Annotated in this window: 19 protein-coding genes; 16 read left to right on the top strand and 3 right to left on the bottom strand. The window is 70.2% G+C overall.

Going from position 1 to position 23,081, the window contains the following annotated elements; translation table 11 throughout:
• Positions 1-22 precede the first annotated feature (22 nt).
• Positions 23-733 (bottom strand): CoA transferase subunit A, encoded by a 711-nt coding sequence (locus ACGFNK_RS16635; protein WP_393416421.1) that lies wholly within the window; start codon positions 731-733, stop codon positions 23-25.
• Positions 734-891: 158 nt separating this feature from the next.
• On the opposite strand from ACGFNK_RS16635, the gene ACGFNK_RS16630 reads away from it, so the two are divergent.
• The gene (locus tag ACGFNK_RS16630; RefSeq protein WP_393416419.1) at positions 892-1,674 is read left to right on the top strand and encodes an IclR family transcriptional regulator; all 783 of its coding nucleotides are present in this window, start codon (positions 892-894) and stop codon (positions 1,672-1,674) included.
• 251 nt (positions 1,675-1,925) lie between these two features.
• On the opposite strand, the gene ACGFNK_RS16625 is transcribed toward ACGFNK_RS16630, so the two are convergent.
• Positions 1,926-2,342, bottom strand: coding sequence for a roadblock/LC7 domain-containing protein (locus tag ACGFNK_RS16625; RefSeq protein WP_393416417.1), 417 nt, complete (start codon positions 2,340-2,342; stop codon positions 1,926-1,928).
• 13 nt (positions 2,343-2,355) lie between these two features.
• Entirely contained in the window at positions 2,356-4,329 is a 1,974-nt protein-coding gene (locus ACGFNK_RS16620; RefSeq protein ID WP_393416415.1) for a nitrate- and nitrite sensing domain-containing protein, read from the bottom strand.
• 1,020 nt (positions 4,330-5,349) lie between these two features.
• Here ACGFNK_RS16620 and ACGFNK_RS16615 point away from each other — a divergent pair.
• The 15 genes from ACGFNK_RS16615 (at position 5,350) to boxB (ending at position 23,071) form a co-directional block, all read left to right on the top strand.
• Positions 5,350-6,285: a 3-keto-5-aminohexanoate cleavage protein gene (locus ACGFNK_RS16615; protein ID WP_393416413.1), complete on the top strand. Its 936-nt coding sequence runs from the start codon at positions 5,350-5,352 to the stop codon at positions 6,283-6,285.
• A gap of 3 nt (positions 6,286-6,288) precedes the next feature.
• A complete protein-coding gene (locus tag ACGFNK_RS16610) occupies positions 6,289-6,876 on the top strand; it encodes a PadR family transcriptional regulator (RefSeq protein WP_393416411.1) in 588 nt (195 codons plus the stop codon).
• Positions 6,873-8,996 (top strand): hydantoinase/oxoprolinase family protein, encoded by a 2,124-nt coding sequence (locus ACGFNK_RS16605; protein ID WP_393416409.1) that lies wholly within the window; start codon positions 6,873-6,875, stop codon positions 8,994-8,996. The genes ACGFNK_RS16610 and ACGFNK_RS16605 overlap by 4 nt, the downstream gene beginning before the upstream one ends.
• Positions 8,993-11,167: a hydantoinase B/oxoprolinase family protein gene (locus ACGFNK_RS16600; RefSeq protein ID WP_393416407.1), complete on the top strand. Its 2,175-nt coding sequence runs from the start codon at positions 8,993-8,995 to the stop codon at positions 11,165-11,167. The genes ACGFNK_RS16605 and ACGFNK_RS16600 overlap by 4 nt, the downstream gene beginning before the upstream one ends.
• Positions 11,168-11,331: 164 nt before the next feature.
• On the top strand, positions 11,332-12,300 hold the full coding sequence (locus ACGFNK_RS16595; protein ID WP_393416405.1) for an ABC transporter substrate-binding protein: 969 nt from the start codon (positions 11,332-11,334) through the stop codon (positions 12,298-12,300).
• The gene (locus ACGFNK_RS16590; RefSeq protein WP_393416403.1) at positions 12,297-13,157 is read left to right on the top strand and encodes an ABC transporter permease; all 861 of its coding nucleotides are present in this window, start codon (positions 12,297-12,299) and stop codon (positions 13,155-13,157) included. The genes ACGFNK_RS16595 and ACGFNK_RS16590 overlap by 4 nt, the downstream gene beginning before the upstream one ends.
• Positions 13,154-14,002 carry an ABC transporter permease gene (locus ACGFNK_RS16585; RefSeq protein WP_393416401.1) on the top strand — a complete coding sequence of 283 codons (849 nt, stop codon included), beginning with the start codon at positions 13,154-13,156 and terminating at the stop codon, positions 14,000-14,002. Before ACGFNK_RS16590 ends, ACGFNK_RS16585 begins: the two co-directional genes overlap by 4 nt.
• The gene (locus ACGFNK_RS16580; RefSeq protein WP_393416399.1) at positions 13,999-14,823 is read left to right on the top strand and encodes an ABC transporter ATP-binding protein; all 825 of its coding nucleotides are present in this window, start codon (positions 13,999-14,001) and stop codon (positions 14,821-14,823) included. The genes ACGFNK_RS16585 and ACGFNK_RS16580 overlap by 4 nt, the downstream gene beginning before the upstream one ends.
• Before the next feature lie 245 nt (positions 14,824-15,068).
• Positions 15,069-16,268, top strand: a complete 1,200-nt coding sequence (locus ACGFNK_RS16575; RefSeq protein WP_393416397.1) for an ABC transporter substrate-binding protein — start codon at positions 15,069-15,071, stop codon at positions 16,266-16,268.
• 11 nt (positions 16,269-16,279) lie between these two features.
• Positions 16,280-17,152 (top strand): branched-chain amino acid ABC transporter permease, encoded by an 873-nt coding sequence (locus ACGFNK_RS16570; protein WP_386336150.1) that lies wholly within the window; start codon positions 16,280-16,282, stop codon positions 17,150-17,152.
• Positions 17,149-18,237, top strand: coding sequence for a branched-chain amino acid ABC transporter permease (locus ACGFNK_RS16565; RefSeq protein ID WP_393416395.1), 1,089 nt, complete (start codon positions 17,149-17,151; stop codon positions 18,235-18,237). Before ACGFNK_RS16570 ends, ACGFNK_RS16565 begins: the two co-directional genes overlap by 4 nt.
• Positions 18,234-19,031, top strand: a complete 798-nt coding sequence (locus tag ACGFNK_RS16560) for an ABC transporter ATP-binding protein (RefSeq protein ID WP_393416393.1) — start codon at positions 18,234-18,236, stop codon at positions 19,029-19,031. The genes ACGFNK_RS16565 and ACGFNK_RS16560 overlap by 4 nt, the downstream gene beginning before the upstream one ends.
• A 47-nt stretch (positions 19,032-19,078) precedes the next feature.
• Positions 19,079-19,792, top strand: coding sequence for an ABC transporter ATP-binding protein (locus ACGFNK_RS16555; RefSeq protein WP_393416980.1), 714 nt, complete (start codon positions 19,079-19,081; stop codon positions 19,790-19,792).
• A gap of 122 nt (positions 19,793-19,914) precedes the next feature.
• On the top strand, positions 19,915-21,645 hold the full coding sequence (boxC, locus tag ACGFNK_RS16550) for a 2,3-epoxybenzoyl-CoA dihydrolase (RefSeq protein ID WP_393416391.1): 1,731 nt from the start codon (positions 19,915-19,917) through the stop codon (positions 21,643-21,645).
• 4 nt (positions 21,646-21,649) lie between these two features.
• On the top strand, positions 21,650-23,071 hold the full coding sequence (boxB, locus tag ACGFNK_RS16545; protein WP_393416389.1) for a benzoyl-CoA 2,3-epoxidase subunit BoxB: 1,422 nt from the start codon (positions 21,650-21,652) through the stop codon (positions 23,069-23,071).
• The last annotated feature ends 10 nt before the right edge of the window (positions 23,072-23,081 follow it).

The raw sequence follows: 23,081 nt of genomic DNA, 5'->3' as shown, positions 1-23,081 counted from the left end.
TCCGGGGCACGGGTCGTCACTCCTACGCTTCGACGGTCACGCGGGGGCGGACCGTACGCTGCTCGATTTCCTTGGTCCGCTTGCGTGCGACCACCAGACGGCTCACGTAGATGCCGGGGGTGGTGACCGATTCGGGGTTGATGAACTCCTCAGACAGGTGCTCGGCCTCGGCGACGGTCACCCGGCCACACGTGGCTACGAGGGGGTTGAAGTTGCGTGCGGCGGCCCGGTACGTCAGGTTGCCCGCGTGGTCGGCGGTGTGGGCGTGCACGAGTGCGAGGTCGGCGACGATCGCACGTTCCTGGACATGGACGTGTCCGTCGAACTCGGCGTGCGGCTTGCCCTCGGCGACGGGCGTGCCCACACCGGTCCTCGTGTAGAAGGCCGGAATGCCCGCCCCACCGGCGCGCATGCGCTCGGAGAGCGTGCCCTGCGGGGAGAACTCCACGTCGAGAACCTTGTCCAGGTACTGCTGGGCGAACAGCTTGTTCTCGCCGACGTAGGAGGCGATCACCTTGGCCACCTGGCGGTTCTCCAGCAGCAGGCCGAGACCCTTGCCGTCGACCCCCATGTTGTTGGACACGACCGTCAGCCCCGTGACCCCGCTGTCCCGTACGACCTCGATGAGGTCGTACGGGACACCACAGAGACCGAACCCGCCGACGGCGATCGTCATCCCATCCATCAGCACGCCGGCCAAGGCCTCTTCCGCGATCGCGCGCAGTTTGATCAACTCGCCCACCTCCCACCCAGTGCGTTCACTGTCTGAGCGGCAGAGTCAACTCTCATGCACGCTTGACATGCAAGAAGCAGCGCTTCTGACGGGGAAAACCGATTGCCGGTTGAGCGAGGACGCGCATGGCGTCCACTGAGTGGACGTACAATGGCGGCATGGACTCGACTCCGGCGGCTCACCTCGTCGGCAGGGTCAGCGCACTGCTTCGCGCGCTGTCGGGGGTCAACGAGGCCGGTGCGGGCACCGCGGAGCTGGCGCGGGCGACAAGCCTGCCGAGACCGACCGTGCATCGACTGCTTGCCTCGTTGGCGGAGGAGGGCTTCGTCGACCGCGATCGACGCAGTGGGCGTTGGTTCCTCGGCCCCGAGCTGTATCTGCTCGGCGGGGTTGCCGGCATTCGCTACGACATCACCCGCCATGCACGTGAGAGCGTGCACCGGCTCGCAGCTTTGACGGGAGAGAGCGCGTTCTTCTCAGCCCGGCGGGGTGACGAGACGGTGTGCCTGCTGCGTGAGGACGGAGACTTTCCGATCCGCTCCTTCGTGCTGTACGAGGGCGCGCGCTTCCCCCTCGGTGTCGTCTCGGCGGGCCTGGCGGTGCTGTCGTTCCTTGACGACACCGAGATCGACACCTATCTGGCATCCAGGGACTTGGTCGACCGGTGGGGGCCGGCACATGCGCCGGACGCGGTGCGCGAGCGGATCGCGCAGACCCGGATCGACGGCTACGCCGTGAACCCCGGACTCGTCGTGGAAGGCAGCTGGGGCATGGCGGCGGCTGTGTTTGACCATGCCGGGCAGCCCGCGTGGGCGCTGACCGTGACGGGTGTGGAGACCAGGTTCCGCGCCGAGCGCAGACCTGAACTCGGCGCGCTCCTGCTGCGCGAGGCGCACGCGCTCGGTCGCACGCTGAAGACCGGCGCGGGTGCCCGGCGCTGACCGCTGGCTGTGATGCCGCGCTGGCGGCGGGATCGGCGGGCGTTGTCCAGGCGGACGGCTGCACGTGCGACCAGATCCTCACCGACCGTGAGGCTGTCCTACGTGAAGAGCTCCGCGGTTCCCCGCGTAGCGCGGGAAGGCACGAGGACGGGGAACCGGCATGCTCTGTCCGGGACTTGGCCGGATTTCCACCATCATGTCGCGTCGCTTCTGCACCAGACGGAAGCAGACGGGGACTGCGTGACGAGAACTCACCGCATGAGCGGCGCCTGCCGGACTGCACCGTGGAGTTGCGGCGTGAGGAGCGCGCCCGCACGGTCGGCGAGGACTGCCATCTCGTAACCGATGAGGCCGACGTCGCAACCCTCCTCGGCGAGGACGCCGAGGCAGGAGCCGTCGCGCATGTGGTTGACCAGCATGAAGCCGTCGAGCATTTCGATCATGACGAGTTTCATGCCGCGGAAGCCGTGCGCCTGCGCGGCGTTCTGGGCGAGGGAGGTGATGCCGGACACGACGGCGGCCAGGTGGTCGGCCAGATCGCGGGTGAGGCCGTCGGAGGCGGCGATGAGCAGGCCGTCGGAGGAGACGGCGACCGCGTGGCTGACGCCGTCGGCGGTGCGGGCGAAGTCGGAGACGAGCCAGCCGAGGTTGTGGTGTGCGGAAGTCACGGGTGGTGTGTTCCTATCTGGCCTCGGCGCGCGCGACGCCCGCCCGGAAGCCGTTGAGCATGGAGGAGACGTATTTCCGCCGGTCCGGCGGTGCGGCGGCGTCGTCGTCGGGGGCGAGGAGCCGGGCGGGAAGAGTGACGAGAGCGGACACGCCGCCGCCCGGGGTGTCGGAGAGCAGGACCTCGACGCCGAGGCGGCGGGCGAGACGGCCGACGACGTAGTGGCCGAGGTAACGGGTGGGCGCGACGAGGAAGGCCTCCTCCCCCGCGATGCGGGCGTTGGCACGGGCGAGGTCCTCGGGGGACATGCCGACGCCGTGGTCGACGACGGCGATGTTGAACTCGTCGCGGTCGCCCCAGCCATGAACCTCCACGGGCTGCTCCGGTGCGGAGAACGTGAGGGCGTTCTCGACGAGCTCTGCGAGCAGGTGGGAAAGCTCGGCGACGGCGCGGCCGCTGATCCGGCGGGGCTCGATCTGGGCTATGGCGACCCGTCGGTACTGCTCGACCTCTCCGATGGCGGACTGCACCAGCTCCAGACTGCTGGCCGTCGTGGTTCGGATCTGGGGCGTGCGTTCGTCCACCAGGACGAGCAAGCTCTCCGCGTTCCGGCGCATACGGGTGGCGAGATGGTCGAGTTCGAAGAGTTCGGCCAGCGCCTCGGGGTCGAGCTCCTGCTGTTCCAGGGCGGTGATGAGGGCCAGCTGGCGGCGGACGAGTCCCTGGTTGCGGCGGCCGAGGCTGGTGAGGGACTCGGCGGTGTTGCGGCGCAGGACAGCTTGCTCGGCGGCGAGTCCGAGCGCGGCGTGCTCGACGTTGTGCAGCGCCGCGACGACCCTGGTGATCTCCTGTGCGCTGCGCTGCGGTTGCCTTTCGTCCTCGGCGGGGACGAGTTCACCGGCCTGGATTCGGACCATTGTTTGAGGCAGGCGGCGCTGAGCGACGTCGTCGGCCTCGCGGGCGAGCGCGTCGAGAGGCCTGGTGATGGAGCGGCCGGCCATGACCGCGGCGGCGATGAGGACGGCGAGCACCAGCGCGCCGAGGGCGAGGTAGCCGGCCAAGGACGCGGTGGCCTCGTCGCTGAGGGTCTTGGCACGGGCCTGTACGTCGGAGTCGACCCGGCGCTGTGCCTGGTGGACGGTGGCGTCGACGCGGAGCATGTCGTCGGCGAACCCCGTCCCGTCGACACGGATCCGTGAGCCGTCGGAAGCCTTCAGGGCCGCGTTCTCGATGGTGTCGAGGCGCCGGGTCACCGGCGAGGAGAACATCTTCATGACGGCGTCGCGCTGCGCTGGGGTGGCGAGCTTGAAGAAGCGACTCATGGCTGAAATGCGGGTCGCGCGTCTGTCCACGAAGTCCAGGAAGTTCGTCCCCCGGAAGGACCCCGCGGCCAGAACGCCGCTGAGCAGGCTGCCTTCCTGGCTGCCGGCCTCCTTCGCCTCGGCGAGGGCCTGCAGGGCGGCCAGGTCGTCGCGCAACCGCCGGTCGCCGCGAGTGGCCTTGTCGGCAGTTGGGTCCGCGGCGTTGAGCGCACCGATCACGCCGGTGTAGTAGGTGTGGGTCTTCGTCCGGTCGGCCGAGCCGGAGTCCACGCTGTCGCGGATCGCGCCCAGCTGTTCGAGGCGATTCATCGCCCCGGCCACGACCGGCTCCTCACGCACCTCACGCCGGAAGGCGTCGACCTGGCCGCGGCTGCGGTCGAGCCGGTTGCGGTAGCTCTTGTCGCCGGCGAGCAGGCCGTTGGTGAAGACGTGTTCCGCCTGCAGGTTGTGCACCAGGTCCTGAATGCGCAGCGTCACGTCGATCTGCGCCCTGGTGTCGCGGGCGTCCCGGTAGTCCTGGAGGCGGTCATCGACGGCCAGGCCGACCACCACCAGCAGCATGCATGTGGGTACGGCGAGGATGACCGTCATTCGCCCGCGGATGGTGCGCCAGCTCAATGCGTCGCCCATGGTCTGTGCCCAGTTGCTGCGGACGAGGAACTGCATCTGTGGTTCGTCTCCTCGCGGTGAATCCAGGCATACGGTGACTCGAGTGCGTAGCCGTGGGGGGGAGTCGAGCCGTACCGCCGACCGTTACCGGACAGCGGCGCATGGGTGCACCGACGGGCCATGCCTCAAGCAACGGGCGTCGGCGACTGACCACGATCATGGGCCGGATCGGCCCCGACGCCTAGCCCTCTCACCATTGCGGTGCTGGATCAGGACCATCTGCCCGGTGGATACCACCCGACACCACCCGTCCCTGCCACCGACCCGACCACTGACGGCCCGACCCGCGCGGACGTCTCACAGGATCGGATCAAGCCAGGGCGGATACCTCTTCCGCGGTCCCCCGGGCATTCGCCTCGACCGTCGTCGTGCTCCACGTGAACAGCCTTGTCGTCGTCCATGGGCAGGGGGGACAAGGAGACAGGGGCGAGTGAGCGACATCGAGAAACTGCTCGAAGAGCAGTGCGGCGCCCCACGTCGGTCTCGGCCTGTGGCGCTACCTCGGTGACGGCGGCGGAATCGGGGTGGCCTTTCTTCGTGTTCTGCGGGGCAGTGGCGTCGGTCCGCCCTCCCTGATCACTACGCGGCCCGTACTGCTGTCCGTCGGCTACGGCGTCCTCACCTCTGGTGCGGACTCCTGGCCGCGGTCCAATCCCTCACGGCTCCGACATGCTCTTTCCCGTGACCCCGGGGAGTTTCTGCCTCAGCCTCCTCGGCCACCTCGTCTACGGGGCCGCGCTCGGTCTCTTATGCGCAGGAACAAGCCACCGATTCCTCTGAGTCGAGGGACGGTTCTTGCAGGGGAGCCAGCTTCCGTACGTCCGCAACCCCGAAGGAACCGGACCTCAGCACCATGTTGAGATTGACACTCGTCCACTGGACAGAATCCTGAGTCCACGCTGCTCATGAGAAGGAAGGGGGTTACTTATATGTAAGCATTGACATTTAACTTGGCGCGGTCATAGCGTGCGCTGCGTCACGTCCCAACTCGGACCGCACCCAATGGAGGGCGCCCCGATGGCTGACCGAAAAGTGATCATCACGATCGCCCCAACCGGTGGCATGGCAGACAAGTCGGTCACGCCGCATCTGCCCACCCAGCCGCAGGAGATCGCGGATGACGTGGTGCGCTGCTGGGAGGCGGGGGCGAGCATCGTCGCGGTGCACGCCCGCCGACCGGACGACGGAGCGACCTGCGACCCGGAGATCTACGGCCGCATCAACGAACTGATCCGCTCGCGCAGCGACATCGTCATCAACAACAGCACCGGCGGCGGGATCAGCGGCGACATGATCGCGACCCTCGCCGACGGCCGCCAGGAGATCTCCTTCGAGCAGCGCATCAAGGGCACCCTCGCCGGTGCCGAGATGTGCACCTTCGACCCGCAGATGCAGTGCATGCACCGCGGCGACCTCGAACTGCTCATGGACACCTCCTGGAGCCGGTGCCTGGAACTGGCCCAGGCGATGAAGGACCGCGGCATCAAACCGGAGTGGGAGGTGATGTCGCTGTCCGACCTGGTGTGGGTCAAGGACCTGATCGCGCTGGGCTACGACAAGCCGCCGTACTACATCAACATCGTGCTCGGCACGCACAAGCTGATGTCCGGCGCCACCGCGTACACCCCGAAGGACCTGCAGCGGTTCATCGAGGACCTGCCGGAGAACTCCCTGTTCTGCGTCAGCGGAATCGGCCCCGCCCAGCTGCCGTCCTCGGTGCACAGCCTGATCCTCGGCGGCCAGGCTCGGGTCGGCCTGGAGGACAACATCTACTACGCGCGCGGACGGCTGGCGACCAATGTGGAGCTGGTGGAGCGCATGGTCCGCATCCTGCGTGAGCTGAACCTCGAACCGGCCACCCCGGCCGAGGCACGCGAGATGCTCGGCCTGGACCGGCCGTCCACCGTGCCCACGGTGACTCAGGCAACTGCCGCGACCGCACAGGCCGGGTGAGCGATGTCGCTGAAGTACGCGCTGCTCGGCTTCCTGAGCACCGAACCGGCCTCCGGATTCGACCTGGCCCGCGAGTTCGGCGAGTCGGTGGGCTGGTTCTGGTACGCCTCGCACAGCCAGATCTATCCCGAACTGCGTCGGCTGGAGGCCGAGGGCCTGGTCACGAGCACGTCCTCGCCCGGCAATCCCGGCAAGCAGAAGCGGATCTACCACCTCACCGAGCAAGGCGGCGCGGCGCTGCAGGCCTGGCTGGAGGAGCCCACCGACTACGCCCCGATACGCGATGTCGAGCGGGTCAAGCTCGTCTTCCTGGACGGCGCCCCCGTCGAGGTGATCCGCCGACACCTGGAGGACCACCGCAAGCACCACGAGGACCTGCTGGCCGTCTACACCCAGCAGTTCCGCGAGCTCCACCGGGGCGTCTTCCCCCGGCTGGTCAAGCGGCTGGCGACCCGGCCGCGCAGCTCCCACAAGATGATCAGCGGGCTCAAGGTGCTCGCCATGAAGGGCAACATCGCCCGCGCCCGCACCGAGATCCACTGGGCCGAGGACGCGCTGAGCTGGCTCGAAGGCATGGAGGACCAGACATGAGGTTCCGCGTGGGCACCGATGTCGGTGGCACCTTCACCGACCTGTGGGTGTATGGCGACGACGGCCGCCAGGCCGTCCTCAAGGCACCCAGCACCGCCGACATCATCGGCGGAATCCTGCGGGCCGTGGAGCTCGCCGCAGACCACTTCGAGCTGTCCGTCGAGGCGTTCTGCGCCTCGATCGACCGTTTCGGCCACGGCACGACCGCCGGCCTCAACGCGCTGCTCACCTCCTCGGCCGCCCGTACGGCGCTGATCACCACGGCGGGCTTCCGCGACACCCTGGAAATCGGGCGGCTCAAGCGGCAGTTGGCCGGGCTGACCGAGCTGGAGATCGGCGACTACCGCAACCGCGGCCGATGGCCCGCCATGGTGCCCCGGCAGCTGGTCTTCGAGATCGGCGAACGCGTCGACTCCGCGGGCCAGGTCGTCGTACCGCTGGAGCGGTCGGAGATCGACCGCGTGCTGGATCTCGTCGCCGCCGCAGAGGTCGAGGCCGTCGCCGTGGCCACGCTGTGGTCGGTCGCCAACCCCGAGCACGAGCAGCGGATCGCGGCCGCGCTGCGCGACAGGTTCCCGCAGCTGTTCGTCAGCCTGTCGCACGAGGTCGCGCCCGCGGTCGGTGAGTACGCCCGGATGTCGACCACCGCGGTCAACGCGGCGCTCGGGCCGGTGATGAGCGCGTACCTGCGCCGCCTGGACGAGGCCCTTCGGCAGCGCGGGCTCGCCGTGCCGGTGGTCGTGATGACCAGCGAGGGCGGCGTGGTCTCCGCCGACGTGGTCAGCGACCAGCCGGTGTCGGTCCTGATGTCCGGCCCCGCCGCGGGCGTCATCGCCTGCCGGGAGATCGGTCGGCGCCTCGGCCACGAGAACCTGCTCACCGTCGACGTCGGCGGCACCAGCTTCGACGTGGGCACCGTCGTGCAGGGCGAGCCGCTGATGCGCAGCCGCCTCACCATCGGCGGCGCCGACATCCAGCGGCCCGCGATCGACGTCGGCACCATCGGCGCCGGGGGCGGCAGCATCGCCCGCGTGCGCGACGGCGCGCTGACCGTGGGACCGTTCAGTGCGGGCGCCCGGCCGGGTCCCGTCTGCTACGGGCGCGGCGGCACCGAACCGACGGCCACGGACGCCGACCTGGTCCTCGGCGTTCTCGACGAGGAGGACTTCGCGGGCGGCACTATGCGGCTCGACCGGGCCGCGGCGGCCGCCGCGATCAGGGAACGCGTCGCCGAACCGCTCGGCCTGGGCGTCCTCGAGGCCGCCTGGGGCATCCGTCAGGTGCTGGACAGCAAGATGGCCGACCTGCTGCGCAGCGTCACCATCGAAAAGGGCCACGACCCACGCGAGTTCGTGCTCTTCGCGGGCGGCGGGCAGGGCCCGTCCCATGCCTGGGCGCTCTGCCGCGAACTCGGCATCCGTACGTTCGTCGTCACCCCCACCGCGACCGGGCAGTCCGCGTTCGGCACCGGCACGTGCGAGCTCAAGCGCACGATCAGCCGCCCCCACTACCTGCGGCTGCCCGGCGACGGGGAGATCCGCGCCGAGGACGTCGCACCGCTGGCCGAGAAGCTCGCGGCGATGACCGCCGAGGCGGAGGCGGCTTCCACCGCCGGTCCCGCGCAGGGCGAGCCGGGAGGGCTGACGATCCGGCGGACGGCGGCCATCCGCTACCGCGGCCAAGCCCACCACCTCGACGTGTCCGTGGCCGAGGAGCTCTCCTCACCGGCCGCGCTGGGCAAGACGCTGCGTTGCTTCGAGGAGCAGTACGAGGCCCTGTACGGGGCCGGATCGGCGTTCCGCGAAGCAGGCTTCGAGCTGACCGGCCTGCGGGTCCTGGCCTCCCGGCGGCTCGACGGGCAGGTCCGGCCGGCCGCGCGGGACGAGTTGGTGCCCCACGGCAGCCGCGGCGTCGTCTTCGACGATCCCCTGGAGCCGGTCGACTGCCAGGTCCACCGGACCGCCTTCCCCGCGCCGGGCCAGACGGTGAGCGGGCCCTGTCTGGTGATGTTCCCCGGTCAGACGCTGGTCGTCCCGCCGGGAGCCGTCGCCCGCACCGACGAGCTGGGTGACTTCGTGGTGACCCTCGACGACACAGAAGATGAAGGGGCGAGCAGATGACCGGCACCCCGGCGCCCGTGAAGCACGTGAACGACCAACCGCCGACCACCGGCACCGCACTCGATCCCATCCAGTACGAGATCATCCGCAACCGTCTGCTCGCCGTGACCGAGGAGATGCGGATCGCGCTGCAGAGCGTCTCCGGCTCCCCCACGGTGACCGAGGCCTCCGACTTCTTCACCGGCCTGTATCTGCCGGACGGGGAGTTCGCGACGATGGGGTTCCAGGTCGCGCACGAGGCGCCGCCCGTCGGCTCCCTGATCCGGCACATCAACACCAACCGCCGCGCTCCTCGCGCCGGCGACATGTACATCGGCAACGACCCGTACGTCGGCGCCCTCCACCAGAACGACGTACAGATGACCGGGCCCGTCTTCGACGGCGACCGGCTGGTCGCCTGGGCCGGGGTGATGGCACACGAAACCGACGTGGGCGGGATGAACTTCGCGTCCTGGTGCCCGACGGCCACCGAGGTGTACCAGGAGGGCCTGCGCATCCCCGCCGTCAAACTCGTGGACCAGGGCGAACTGCGCGACGACGTCCTGGAGATGATCGTCTCCGCGAGCCGGCTGCCCGCCTCGCTCGGCCTGGACATCCGCGCGTTCATCGCGACGATCAATGTCGCCACCGAGCGGCTGCACAGCCTGTTCGCGCGGTACGGCTCGGACGTGGTCGCCGAGGTGATGCGGCGGATGATCACCACCACGGAGCGCCAGACCCGCGCCCGGCTCGCCAAGCTCCCGGACGGCCAGGTGCACGTACGGGACTTCCTGGAGCACGACGGCCACGCCAACCGCCTCTACGCGGTCGACCTGGTGGCCACCAAGACCGGTGACCGGCTCACGCTGGACTTCGGCGGTTCCAGCCCCCAGGCCCCCGGTTTCATCAACGCCACGCGCGCCGGACTGCGCGGCGGGGTGACGGGAGCGCTGATCCCGACGCTCGGCTTCGAACTGGCCTGGAACGAGGGCCTGTTGCGGCCGGTCGACATCGTGGCCCCGGACGGGCTGGTGTGCACCGCCCGGCATCCCGCGCCCGTGGGCAGCGCCACCGTCGAGACGATCTGGACCGTCACCAACGTCGTCCAGCGGGCCCTGAATCTGCTGCTCGCCTGCTCGCCCGAGTACGCCGAGCGCGGGCAGGCCGTCAGCTCGGGAACGATGGCCACCTTCAACCTCGGCGGGACCAACCAGTTCGGGGAGCGGTTCGGTCTGCACTCCCTCGATCCGCTGGCCGGCGGTTCCGGGGCGTTCGCGAGCCACGACGGCATCGACGCGGGCGGCCCCGTCGCGGTGCCGGTGCCGGCGATCGCCGACGTGGAGTCCAACGAACAGGTCTCTCCGCTGCTGTACCTGTACCGGCGGCTGCGTCCCGACACCGCGGGAGCGGGCGCGCGCAGCGGCGGCCACTCCGGCGAGATGGGGCTGACGCTGCGCGGGGTGGCCGGAGCGAACGCGCTGGTCATGACGCACGGCGCCGAAGTGCCCAACTCGGTCGGCCTGTTCGGCGGCTGGCCCGGTGCCACCGTGCGCCAGCGCTTCGCGCCCGGTGCGGGCCGCGACGACGAGGACCTGCTGCGAGAGCACCTCGCCGGCGCCCAGCCCACCTGGCAGCAACTCGGTCCCAAACCGGGCGAGTTCCCCATGCGCCCCGGCGATGTGTTCGCCGTGTCCTGGCAGGGCGGCGGCGGGTGGGGGGACCCCCTGTCGCGGGCACCGCAGGACGTGGCGGCCGACGTCGAACGCGGAGTGGTCAGCGCGGCGTACGCCGAGCAGGTGTACGGCGTCGTCCTCGCCGAAGGGGCCGTCGACGAGGAACGCACACGCGAACGCAGGCTGGCCGTGCGCACCGAACGGCTCGGGGCGCCGCCCGTCGCGGAGCCCGGCCCCGGTGCGCCGGGACACCCGCTCGGCCCCGCGCTGCGGCTGGTACGGACGGACGACGGGGACGTCGAGGTGCACACCACCGCCGGTGCTGTGCTCTCCCGCGGCTCCACGCACTGGCGGTCCGGCGCCGTGAGCCGCCGCATCGATCCGGGCGCACACCGCATCAGCCTGCACGACGAACTCTCCATGACCGCGCACTACTGCCCGCTGTCCGGCGAACTCCTCTCCGTGGACGTCCACCTGCGGGACGAGGAACCCCTGGAAGAGCTGTCGCTGGCCCTCTAGCTCCGCTCTCCAGCCGATTCCCTGTCTCCCCGAGCGATCCCTTTGGCGATGACGCCAAGGAGGTAGGTCATGTCCGAACCTGCCACGCCGTCGGCCGGACGGCTCACCACCCTGTTCCGGAGACTGCCGAGTCCTCCGGTGACTGCGATACCCAGGAGGTCCCGATGAAGCGACGCTTGGCCGCAATACTCGTCATAGCCGTCCTCACTCTCAGCGCCTGCGGCTCTGGGGGCACGGCCGGCTCCACCGCCAAGGCGGACGGCTCCGGAAAGGTCTCCGTCTCCGTCTCAGCGATCGCCGTGGCCGCGGCCGCCCCGATCGAGATCGCCGTCCGCGAGGGCTACTTCGCCGACGAGGGTCTGGACGCGAAGATCAGCTACGCAGAGCCGGCGGCCATGATCCCTTCGGTGGTCAGCGGCCAGGCGCAGTTCGCGATGCTCAACGCCCCGGCCGTGCTGACGGCGCGCAGCAACAGCGTTCCGGCGGTGGCCGTCGCCGGGATCAGCGCCCCCGACCCGGACCCGAACAAGTCGTACATCCAGTTGCTCGTCGGCAAGGACAGCAAGCTGCGCGAGCCCGCCGACCTCGAGGGCAAGACGGTCGCCGTGGACACCCTCTACCAGCTGCCGGACCTGTCGCTGCGGCACGCACTGCGCACCAAAGGGGTGGATCCGTCGAAGGTGAAGTTCGTGGAGATCCCGTTCCCGCAGATGGCCGACGCGCTGAAGAAGGGCAAGGTCGACGCCGTCAACGCGGCCGAACCCTTCGTCACCTCTCAACTGGCCGCCGGAGCACGCGCGTTGCTTTCCTCCACCGAGGGACAGAACGGGACGTGGCCGCACACGGTGATGCTGACCTCCGAGCAGTACCTGGGCAAGAACAAGGACGTCGTCGGCCGCTTCAACCGCGCCATCGCCAAGGCCGACGCCTACGCCCAGAAGAACCCGGACAAGGTCCGCACCCTGGTCCCGCAGTTCACCCAGGTTCCCGAGCAGGCGGCCCAGAAGATGCTGCTGCCGGTGTTCACCGCGTCCTTCGAGGCGAAGGGCTGGCAGGCCTGGGCCGACGTACTCACCAAGGAGAAGCTGGCCAAGGGTGAGATCGCCGCGGATGAAGGGTTCTCCACCCCATGACCGGCCTCTCGTCGCTCGGTCCGAAGAGCGCTGACGCAGGGGCGACCAGGCAGACCCGTGCCCGGCGCCCGGCGGGGGCGGGCGCCCGGTGGGCCGGTGCCGTGGCGCGCAGCGCGGTGGGCCTCGCCGCGCTGGTCGCCGCCTATGAGTTGCTGCGGCTCGTCGGTGTGCTGCCCTCGGCGAGCGCGCCCGGCGTGGCGTCCATCGGATCGGCCCTGGCATCGGGGCTGGCCGACGGCACCCTGACCGGCCCGCTGGGCGACACGGCGCAGGCGTGGGCACTGGGACTGGCGCTCGCCACGGCGATCGGTCTCCCGCTGGGTGTGGTCACCGGGCTGTCCCGGTGGGCGGACTCCGTGACCGGAGTGGCCGTGGAGTTCCTGCGGCCGGTGCCCGCCGTGGCACTGATTCCGGTGGGCATCGTGGTGTTCGGGCTGCAGATCGGGCTGCAGGTGTTCCTGGTGGCCTTCGCCACCGTGTGGCCGGTTCTGATCGGCAGCCGGCACGGAGTGCGCACGGTCGATCCGCTGCTGATCGACTCCGCGCGAGCCCTGGGCCAGTCCCGGGCGCGGGTGCTGTACCGGGTGGTCGTACCGGCATCGGTTCCCGCCTTCGCCACGGGCCTGCGCACCGCCGCTGGCATCGGCGTGGTCGTGGCCGTGGCCGTCGAGATCGTCTCCGGCAGCCCGGGCCTGGGCTACCACCTCAACTCCGCCCAGCAGTCCGGGCGCGTGACCGACGCGTTCGCCGCCGTCCTGCTGGCCGGGCTGTTCGGCGTCGTGGTCGACCTGGCGGCGCGGGCGGCGGAGAACCGTCTCGCCGGGTGGCAGCGGCACACCACGGAGGGCAGGCGATGACCACCACGGAAACCAACCGGATCACCGGGCCCGGAGCCGTCAGGGCGAATGCTCGGGGCGGGAGCCGCGGAATCCGGCGACGGGTGACGGCCCTTGCCCTCGGGTGGGGTTTCGCCGCCCTGCTGCTGGGGCTCTGGGAGGTGGCCGGGCGGGCCGACACCACCGCGCTTCTGCCACCGTTCAGCGTCGTCGCCACCGAGCTGGTGGACCTGATCACCGGCGACGCCCTCATGACGGACATCGTGCCCTCCCTGGCGCGGGCTCTGGCAGGCTTCGTCATCGGCTCGCTGGCGGGTGTCGTCCTGGGCGTGGCGCTCGGCTGGTGGCGCGGCCTGGAGCCCTGGTGCCGGGCGGGACTGGAGTTCCTGCGCGCGGTGCCGGCCCCGGCCCTGCTACCGCTGGCGATCCTGGCCTTCGGGGCGAGCGACACCACCCGGATCGGCGTGATCGCACTCGGCGCCGTGTGGCCGGTGCTGCTCAACACCACCGACGGGGTACGCCGGGTGGAGGCCGGATACATCGACAGCGCCCGGGTCTACGCCCGGGGCGGCAGAGCCGAGTTGCTGCGCCGGGTGGTGCTGCCCGCGGCTACGCCGCAGATCATGGCGGGGCTGCGGGTGGGCCTGGCGCTCTCGCTGATCATGATGGTGATCAGCGAGATGATCGCCTCCTCCTCGGGTCTCGGGAACCTCATCCTGCGTGCCCAGCGCCTGTACGCACTCGACCAGATGTACGCCGGTGTGCTGCTGCTCGGAGTGCTGGGCTGGCTGCTGACCCTGCTGTTCTCCGCGGTCGAGCGACGGGCTTTGGCCTGGTTCTACGGATTGAAAGGGCAGGACCGATGACGAAGCAGGCGAAGCAAGCGGTACCCATGAAGGAACGGACGGATCACAAGCTGCTGGAGGTGACCGGTCTCGGCAAGCACTTCTCCCTCGGCACCGGTGCCGCCACGCACGCGATCGGCGATGTCTCCCTCTCGGTCGCCGACGGGGAGTTCGTCGCCATCGTCGGGCCCTCGGGCTGCGGCAAGACGACCCTGCTGCGGTGTCTGTCGGGGCTGCTGCGTCCCGACCAGGGGCAGGTGCGTTACGCCGGGCAGCCCGTCAACCGGGTCCCCAGCGACCTCGCCATCGTCTTCCAGGAGTACAACCGCAGTCTGTTCCCGTGGCTGACAGTGCGGCGCAACGTGGAGTTCGGGCTGTCGGACCTGCCGCGCGCGGTGCGCCGCGAGCGGGCCCGTGAGGCCCTCGAGCGGGTGCGGCTGGAAGGGTTCGCGGACCACTTCCCCTGGCAGCTCTCCGGCGGCATGCAGCAGCGTGTCGCGATCGCGCGCGCCATCGCCCTGCACCCGCGCGTCCTGCTGATGGACGAGCCCTTCGCCTCCGTCGACGCGCAGACCCGCACCGCGCTGGAGGAGATGACCGCGTCGATCAGCGCGGCACTGGGCCTGACGACCCTGCTGATCACCCACGACATCGACGAGGCGATCTTCATGGCCGACCGGGTCGTGGTGCTGTCCGCACGGCCCAGCCGGGTCGTCGCCGAACTGCCGGTCGACATCCCGCGCCCCCGGGACGAACTCGCGGTCAAGGCCCTGCCGGAGTTCTCGGATCTGCGCAGGCGCATCCACGACTTGATCGGCGCTTCGCCCGCTGCGGAGGCATGAGTACCCGCCCCCCTGACAGCGGGCACTCACCGAGGGCCGGGGGGGGGGGGGGGGGGGGGGGGGGGGGCCCCCCCCCCCCCCCCCCCCCCCCGACGCCAGAGCAGCAGCGGGCTTAAGCCGTAGCCGGAGACGGATCCGGGAACTGATCCGATGCTCGATCAATCTATTACAGACTATTGACGTTACGACGGAGAGTTGTAGATGCTGGCGCATCCTTCTCACCCCGGCCCACCTCAGGAGCTGTCATGGGTGCTGTCTCTGTCTTCTCTCTGTCCAGAACCATCGCCGGTCTAGCTCTGGCCGCCCTGGCACTGACGGGCTGCGGGTCGAGCCTCGACGAGTCCAGCGGGAGCAAAGCTGGAGGGGACCAATCCGCTGGCGCCGTCAAGATCGGGCTTCTGGTGCCGCTGTCCGGGGTCTACGCGCCGATCGGCGAAGACCTACGCGCAGGCTTCCAGCTCTACCTCGACCAGCACAACGGCAAACTCGGCCAGCGCAAGGTCGACCTCGTGACCGCCGACGAGGGCGAGGGCCCGCAGACCGGCGTGCCCGCCGCCCAGAAACTCGTCACCCAGGACCAGGTCAGTGCCGTCGCCGGGGTGGTCAACTCGGCCACGGCCCTGGGACTGCGCGACTTCTTCGACGAGTCCAAGAAACCGCTGCTGATCGCCAACGCCGGAGCCGACGACATCACCGGAGCCCGCAAGTCGGAGTACGTGTGGCGGACGAGTTTCAGCAACGGTGACGTGTCCGCCGCCCTGGGACCGGCCGTCGCCAAGGAGGTCAAGGGCAAGGTCTACCTCATCGCAGCCGACTACGCCGCGGGCAAGGAGATGGTCGCGGGGTTCCGCAAGACCTTCGAGGCCGCCGGCGGCAAGGTCGCGGGTGAGAAGTACACCCCCTTCGGCAAGACGCAGGACTTCCAGCCTTACCTTTCGGCGATCCGCAAGTCCGGCGCCGACGCCGTCTTCGCCTTCTACGCGGGCGCCGAGGCGGTCAACTTCGTCAAGCAGTACAAGCAGTTCGGGCTCGCCGGGAAGACATCGCTGTACGGCACCGGCTTCCTCACCGAGGGCGGGGCGCTCGCCGCGCAGGGCACGGCCGCGGTCGGCGTGAAGACGTCCCTGCACTACTCGACAGAACTGGACAGCGCAGCCAACAAGAAGTTCGTGGACGCTTACCAGAAGGCGGCGAAGAAGCCGCCGACGGTCTACGCCGTGCAGGGCTACGACACCGCCGCCGTCCTCGACAAGGCGCTGGCCGAGGCGGGCGGCGACAGCGGTGACGCCCTGGTGAAGGCACTGGCCGAGGTCGGTTCCATCGACAGTCCCCGGGGCGCCTGGAAGTTCGACGCCGACCAGAACGCGGAGCAGCAGTTCTACCTTCGTGAGGTCAAGTCCAGTGGCGGGACGGCCGTCAACGCGGTCGTCCGCGAGCTGGACTGAGCGGGTCCGGCATGGCAACCCATCTGGTGAGCGTCCTCAACGGGCTGGCGATGGGCTCCCTGCTCTTCGCCATCGCGCTGGGACTGTCCCTGGTGTTCGGCATGATGGACGTGCTGAACCTCGCCCACGGCGCGGTCTACCTGGTCGGCGCCTACGTGGCGGTGGCGCTCGTTTCGGACGGCGCGGGAGTGGCCGCCTTCGTCCTGGCGGTCCTGGCGGCCGCCGCGGCCGGAGCCGTCCTCGGGGCACTGCTGGCCGCCTTGACGCGCGCCACCACGCACCACCTCGATCAGGCCCTGCTCACGCTCGGTGTGGCCCTGGTGGTCGCCGAAGCGCTGTCGCTGGCCTTCGGCAACGACGTGCACTCCATCGCCGCCCCCGAGCCGGTCGGCGGCGGTGTCACGGTGCTCGGCGAGACGTACCCGGTCTACAGGCTGCTCGTCATCGGGTTCGGCATCGTGCTGGCGGTGGCCGTCTACGTCCTGGTGGAGCGCAGCCCGCTGGGCTCGGTCATCCGCGCCACCGTCGCCGACCGGGCGATGGTGGCGGCGCTGGGCATCAACACCGGCCGGGTGCTGGTCGGGGTCTTCGCCGCGGGTGCGGCGCTGGCCGCGGTCGGCGGAGTCCTGGCCGGTCCGATCCTGGGGGCCCAGCCCGGCCTGGACGAAAAGGTGCTGCTGCTCGCGCTGGTCGTGGTGGTGATCGGCGGTCTGGGCTCGGTGCGCGGCGCGCTGCTCGGCGCCGTACTGATCGGGCAGGTGCAGGCGCTCGGGACCGCGCTGCTCCCGGAGTACGCGTCGTTCCTGGTCTTCGCGGCGATGGCGCTGGTCCTGCTGCTGCGGCCGGCGGGTCTGCTCCCGGCGCGGACGGGGGTGCACGCATGAAGGCAGAGGCAGAGGCAGAGGCGGAGGCGATGCGCGGCGACACGCCCGCACCGCAGGACACGACGACGCCCGTTCTCGAACGGCTGCGGAGCGGACCCGGCGGCGCGGACCTCCCCGGGCGCCGCCGGGTCGCGGTCGCCGTCGCGGTCGTCGCGCTGCTGGCGGCCGCCCCGCTGGTGCTCAGCCCCTATCCGGTGTCGGCCATGACCCGGATGCTGGCGTTCGCGGTGCTGGTGATCGGCGTCGACCTGCTGACCGGGGTCACAGGGCTGCCCTCGCTGGGGCAGGCGGCCTATTTCGGTGTCGGCGCCTACACGGCGGTGCTGGTCGGGGTCCACATCACCCCGGACGCGATGGTGCAGGCGCTGGCGGGCCTGGTCATGGGCCTGGTGGCGGCCGCGGTCACCGGATGGGTGGCCGTGCGCGCCCGCGGCATCGTGTTCCTCATGCTGACGCTCGCCATCGGCGAGTCGGTGCACCAGGTGGCCGACACCTGGTCGGCCGTGGGCGGCAGCAACGGGCTGGCCGGGATGCCCCCTATCAGCCTGTTCGGCGGTCCGGCGCTGCTCGCCGCGGGGTTCGTGTACTGGTGGGTGCTCGCCGTGGCGGCCCTGGTGTTCGCGGCGGTCGCGCTGGTCGTCCGTTCCCCCTACGGCCGGACGCTGCGGGGCATCCGCGACAACGAGGCCCGGATGCGGGCGCTCGGCTACCGGCCGGCACTCGCCCGGTACGGCGTCTTCTGCCTGGCGGGGGCCGTCGCGGGGGTCGGCGGTGCCCTGTGGGCGCAGCAGGCCCGGTTCTTCTCGCCCGGTGACATGGGGTTCGAAGTGGCGGCGCTGGCTCTGCTCAGCGTGGTCATCGGGGGTGCGGGCAGTCTGTGGGGCCCCTGTCTGGGTGCGGCGCTCGTACTGCTCGTACGCGACAACCTCTCCGCGTCGATCGGCGGTCACGGCCCGCTGGTGCTGGGCGCGGTGTTCATCGCCGTCGTCTTCCTGATGCCGCGCGGCTTGGCGGGCCTCACCGGTACTCGTGCCCGCCTGCGGAACCTCACCAGTGCGCGCCGCCGAAAGGAGAACTCTTCGTGACCGAACCCCTCGTGACCCCCCTTCTGCAACTGCGGGGGCTCACCCGCTCCTACGGCTCGCTCACCGCCGTCGACGATGTGGACCTGGCGATCGCCCGCGGCGAGCGGCACGCGCTGATCGGGCCCAACGGGGCAGGAAAGTCAACGCTGTTCGCAACCGTGGCCGGGACGCTGCGGGCTTCGGGCGGGAGCGTCCTGCTGTCCGGTCAGGACATCACGTCACTGCCGGAAGCGGACCGGGCCCGGCGCGGCATGGTGCGCACGTATCAGCACTCCAGCCTTTTCCTCGACTGCTCCGTCCTGGACAACGTCGCGCTCGCCGTGCAGCGCGTCCACCGCGTGGCCCACCGGTTCGACCGGGCGGCACGACGCTTCCGGCACACCGACGCCGAGGCGCGCCGCCACCTCGACTCGGTCGGACTGTGCGGACGTGCGCGGGACAAGGTGGCCGCACTGTCCCACGGCGAACGGCGCCAGCTCGAGGTCGCGATGGTGCTCGCCACCGAACCCGCTCTGGTGATGTTCGACGAGCCGACCGCGGGCATGTCCGCCGCCGAGACCGAGCGGTTCGTGGCCCTCATGGAGCGCCTCCCCGAGGACCTGACCGTACTCATCGTCGAGCACGACCTGGATGTGGTGTTCCGCCTCGCCGACCGGGTCACCGTGCTGCATCTGGGCAAGGTCCTCGCCTCCGGGCCTCCGGAGGCGATCCGGGCCGACGAGGCCGTACAGCGGGCGTATCTCGGTTCCGCCAGGACCGAGGACCTGTTCACCGATGCCGGAGGACCGCGATGACCGACACGACAGGGATGACGGCGGCGCCCGGGACGACCGGCACCGACCTGCTCAGCGTGCGGGACCTGCGTGCCGGCTACGCGGGTACCACCGTGCTCGACGGCGTCGACTTCACCGTCCCCGCCGGCGCCGTGGTGGCCCTGCTCGGCCGCAACGGCGTCGGCAAGTCCACGTTCGTCCACACCGTGATGGGCATGCTCAAGCCGTACTCCGGCAGCATCCGCGTGGACGGACGCGAACTCGCCGGAGCGGCCGCGCACACCGTTGCCCGCAGCGGCGTCGCGATCGTGCCCCAGGGCCGCCGCGTGTTCGCGCCCCTCACGGTCGAGGAGAACCTGCGCATCGCGGCCCGAGCGTCCAAGGCGTCCAGGGGCACAGGCGGCCCCTGGACCCCGGAGCGCGTCTACGAGCTGATGCCCCGCCTCGCCGAGCGGCGCGCCAACCGGGGCGATCAACTCTCCGGCGGAGAGCAGCAGATGCTGGCCATCGGCCGGGCGCTGCTGAGGAACCCGCGGCTGCTGCTCCTGGACGAGCCGTCGGACGGCCTCGCGCCGGCGGTCATCGACCTGATCGCCGAGTTGCTGGAGGGCCTGCGCGGCGAGGGCATCGCGGCCGTGCTGGTCGAACAGGACCTGCACCTGGCCTTCCGCCTCGCCGACGAGGTGGCGGTGATGCAGAAGGGACGCATCGTGCACAGGAGTTCGACCGCCGACTTCCGCCAGGACCGGGCCCGGGCCCACAGCCTCCTCGGCGTGGGCTGACCCTGCCGGGCCGGAACGGGGAACCCGTCGAGACCGATGTTCTACAGAACCTTGACGCACTGCGGTACTTCTGTAGAAGATTCCCCTATCGGTACCTGCGCTAGCGCGAGGAGGCGCTCGTCATGGTGGTGGCAAGCAAGCCGGACGTGGTCGAAGCCGCGAACGGAGCGCCGGAGTCCACAGGCACGGTGGTGGTGACCTTCGACCGGAGCCCGGACAGGTACCGGCACTGGAAGCTGCGCATCGACGGGCCGGTCGCCTGGCTGGAGATGGACGTCGACGAGCAGGGCGGCCTGGTCCCGGGGTACGAGCTGAAGCTCAACTCCTATGACCTGGGTGTGGACATCGAGTTGTACGACGCACTGCAGCGGCTGCGGTTCGAGCACCCCGAGGTGCGGTCGGTGGTGGTGACCAGCGCGAAGGAGAAAGTCTTCTGCGCCGGGGCGAACATCCGGATGCTCGCGGCCTCCCCGCACCACTGGAAGGTGAACTTCTGCAAGTTCACCAACGAGACCCGCAACAGCATGGAGGACGCCTCACAGCACTCGGGGCTGACCTTCCTCGCCGCGGTCAACGGCTCCTGTGCGGGCGGCGGTTACGAACTCGCGCTGGCCTGCGACCGGATCCTGCTGGTCGACGACAACTCCTCGTCGGTGTCCCTGCCCGAGGTCCCTCTCCTGGGCGTGCTGCCCGGGACCGGCGGGCTGACCCGGGTCACCGACAAGCGCCGCGTACGCAAGGATCTGGCCGATCTCTTCGCCACCCGCAGCGACGGCGTACGAGGCAAGACGGCGGTGGACTGGCGGCTGGTCGACGAGGTCGTCCCGCGCCGGGACTTCCGTACGGTCGTCGAACAGCGCGCCGTGGAAGCGGCCGAGCACAGCACCCGGCCGACGGACGCCGAGGGCGTTGAACTGACACCGCTGGAGCGGGATGTCACCGAGGACGGCATCACGTACCAGTACGTGCGCGCCGAGTACGACCGTCCGCTCGGCCTGGTCCGCATCACCGTACGGGGCCCTGTCGAGGACGCCCCCGCCGACGCCGCCGCGATCCACGACGAGGGCGCCGGCGGCTGGCTGCTTGCCGTCACCCGCGAGCTCGACGACCTGATCCTGCGGCTGCGGGCGAACGAGACCGAGCTGGGCACCTGGGTGCTCCGCACGGAGGGCGATTCCGCGCTCGTACTGGCCCATGAGCAGGCGGTGTTGGGCGCCGCCACCGAGGGCGACTGGCTCAGCAACGAGATCGTTCACTACTACAAGCGCACCCTGAAGCGGCTCGACGTCACCAGCCGCAGCCTGGTCGCACTTATCGAGCCGGGCAGCTGCTTCGCGGGTCTGCTGCTGGAGCTGGCCCTGGCCTGCGATCTGCAGTACATGCTGGACGGCCCGCCCATCGAGGACCCGGACAGCGACGAGCGAGGCCAACTCACCGTTTCCGAGGCGAACTTCGGGACCTTCCCCATGGGCAACGGCCTGTCCCGCCTCCAGTCCCGCTTCTACCAGGACGACGGCCACGTCGAGTGGCTGCGCCGCGAGGCCGGGCAGCCGCTGAGCGCCGCCCAGGCCCGCGAGCTCGGCCTCGTCACCGACGCGCCCGACGACATCGACTGGGAGGACGAGATCCGCATCGTCCTGGAGAGCCGGGCGGCGCTGAGCCCGGACGCCCTGACCGGCATGGAGGCCAACCACCGGTTCGTCGGCCCGGAGACCATCGAGACCAAGATCTTCGGACGGCTCACCGCCTGGCAGAACTGGATCTTCATACGCCCCAACGCCGCCGGCCCCGAGGGCGCGCTGCGCCGCTACGGCACCGGCCAGAAAGCGGTCTACGACCGGAAGCGAGTGTGACCCGATGCCCACGAAGATCGACTACGACTCCAAGATCCCCAACAACGTCGCTCTCGCCGACGACCGCCGTCTGCAGCGGGCGCTTGAGGGCTGGCAGCCCAAGTTCCTCAACTGGTGGGGCGAAATGGGCCCGGAGCTGGAGAACCGAGGCGTCTACCTGCGTACCGCCGTGTCGGTCGGTCGCGACGGCTGGGCCCACTTCGACCACGTGAACGTGCCCGACTACCGCTGGGGCATCTTCCTCGCCGAGCGCGACCCCGACCGCCGCGTCGCCTTCGGCGAGCACAGGGGGCAGCCGGTCTGGCAGCAGGTGCCCGGCGAGTACCGCGCCGACCTGCAACGGCTGATCGTCATCCAGGGCGACACCGAGCCTGCCTCCGTCGAGCAGCAGCGCCTCCTTGGCCTGACCGCCCCGAGCCTGTACGACCTGCGCAATCTCTTCCAGGTCAATGTGGAGGAGGGCCGGCACCTGTGGGCGATGGTCTACCTGCTGCACGCCTACTTCGGCCGGGAGGGCCGCGAGGAGGCCGAGGCGCTGCTCCACCGCAACTCCGGCAGCCCCGACTCGCCGCGCATCCTGGGCGCGTTCAACGAGGAGACCGCCGACTGGCTGGCCTTCTTCATGTTCACGTACTTCACCGACCGGGACGGCAAGTACCAGCTCGGCTCGCTCAAGGAGAGCGCCTTCGATCCGCTGTCGCGGACCTGCACCTTCATGCTGAAGGAGGAGGCGCACCACATGATGGTCGGCACCACCGGCGTCGACCGCGTGGTGACCCGCAGCGCCCAACTGGTCCGCGAGCACGACACGTTGGACATCGCCGCCTGCGGCGGCATCCCCCTGGACATCATCCAGAAGTACATCAACTTCCACTACACGGTCTCCCTGGACCTCTTCGGCAGCGAGACCTCCACCAACGCGGCGAACTACTACACCGCCGGGCTCAAGGGCCGCTGGCAGGAGGAGCGCCGCAAGGACGACCACCGGCTCACGGACCACAGCGCCTTCCTGGACAAGCCGCAGGCGGACGGCACCTGGTCGCAGGACGAGGTCCCCGCGCTGCTCGCCCTCAACCTGGACCTGCGCGACGAGTACATCTCCGACTGCGAGAACGGCCTCAAGCGCTGGAACCGGATTCTTGAGGAGCACGGGATCGGCTTCCGGCTGAGGCTGCCGCACCCTGGCTTCAACCGGAACGTCGGCCTCGCCGCCGGCCACCATGTCACCCCCGACGGCACGATCGTCGACGAGCGGACCTGGGAGGCCGGCCGCCACCACTGGCTGCCCACCGCCGAGGACCTGGCGTTCGTACGGTCGCTGATGCAGCCTGTGTACGAACGCGGCAAGATCGCGAGCTGGGTCGCACCGCCGGTCAATGGCATCAACGGCAAACCGTTCGACTACGAGTACGTCCAACTGGTGTGAGGTGAGCCGG

Source organism: Streptomyces sp. NPDC048825 (assembly GCF_043198355.1).
In the GTDB taxonomy this organism is placed as follows: Bacteria; Actinomycetota; Actinomycetes; order Streptomycetales; family Streptomycetaceae; genus Streptomyces; species Streptomyces xiangluensis.
This window is presented reverse-complemented; position numbering and strand designations above follow the sequence as displayed.